The organism is Cobetia sp., from assembly GCF_983723665.1.
This window is the reverse complement of sequence record NZ_CFDJES010000112.1, coordinates 1-1,371: the sequence shown is the minus strand read 5'-3', so window position 1 is coordinate 1,371 and position 1,371 is coordinate 1. Positions and strand designations below refer to the sequence as shown.

2 protein-coding genes are annotated in these 1,371 nt (G+C 62.9%); both read left to right on the top strand.

The window, feature by feature from the left end; genetic code table 11:
• Window positions 1-120: 120 nt before the first annotated feature.
• A complete protein-coding gene (locus tag AC4FAH_RS11120) occupies window positions 121-945 on the top strand; it encodes a metal ABC transporter permease (RefSeq protein WP_043334239.1) in 825 nt (274 codons plus the stop codon).
• Window positions 946-1,042: 97 nt separating this feature from the next.
• The coding region (gene hisI / locus AC4FAH_RS11115) for a phosphoribosyl-AMP cyclohydrolase (protein WP_490246033.1) at window positions 1,043-1,371 on the top strand (329 nt) is incomplete at its 3' end.

Below are 1,371 nucleotides of genomic sequence, written 5' to 3'. Positions count from 1 at the left end.
CTCTATGGTGAAAACGTCCAGATGATCCATCACCATCACTGATGTCGCGGCCGGTGACTGTCCGTCTGGCCTGTTTCACTTCCTTCACGTCGCCCGCTCTGCGCTCTAGGCTTACATTACATGAATTTCATCACCGCCCTGGGCAGCCAGGATTTTCTCCAGAACGCCCTCTTCGCCGGTCTGCTGGCCAGTCTTGCGGCCGGTCTGGTCGGCCCCTATGTCGTGGTACGCCGCATCGGCTATCTGGCCGGGGGTATCGCCCATACCGTGCTTGCCGGCATGGGGATCGCCTACTTCATGGGCGCAAGCCCGCTGGTCGGCGCCTTCATCAGCGCCATTCTCGCCGCCCTGCTGATCGGCTACATCAGTCTCAAGGGCTTTGATCAGGAAGACACCGTCATCGGCGCGCTGTGGGCCATCGGCATGGCCACCGGCATCCTGTTCATCAGTCAGACCCCGGGTTACAAGGTCGACCTGATGAGCTATCTGTTCGGCAACCTGCTGCTGGTGCCCGCGGATGCCATCGGCACCCTCGCCTGGATGGTGGGAGGCCTGGCGCTGGTGTTGCTGCTGGTGCATCGCCCGCTGACCGCGGTGATCTTCGATGAAGAGTTCGCGCGTCTGCGGGGCGTGCCGGTCAAGACGCTCTACCTGCTGCTGCTGGTGATGGTGGCGATCACCGTCGTGCTGCTGTTGCAGGCGGTGGGCTTGATCATGGTGCTGGCCTTGCTGTCCCTGCCTGCCGCGCTTGCCGGCCATCATGCGCGCTCACTGGGCATGATGATCGTGATCGCGAGTCTGGCGGCCATGGCCTTCACCACCGGCGGGCTGGCACTCTCATGGCAGTTCGACCTGCCGGCCGGCGCGACCATCGTGCTGGTGGCCGGTGTCGCCTACCTGCTGTCGCTCATCTGGCGCAGCGCCCGTGGCGGACTGCGTCGCTGATTCGCGGCTTGTGACACTGAATACTGCGTGAGCCCCTGCCGGCGTGACATGACGCTTGAGGGGGCTTCGATATGGACTCTGCAAGGAAACACCCTCAATGGCACAGGATGGACTGCTCAAGTCGCTGGAGAATGCCGATATCGGCGAGAAGGTCGCGCTGGAAGCGCTGATCGCCGCCTTGCCCTGGAATGGCGACGGGCTGATTCCCGCCATCGCGCAACAGCATGACAGCGGCGAGGTATTGATGATGGCGTGGATGAACGCCGAAGCCCTGCGCGAGACGCTCTCCACCGGTCGCGTGTGCTACTTCTCACGCTCGCGCAGCAAGCTATGGCGCAAGGGCGAGAGCTCGGGCCAACAGCAGAAGCTGGTCAGTACGCATCTGGATTGCGATGGCGATACCCTGCTGGTCAAGGTCGATCAGAC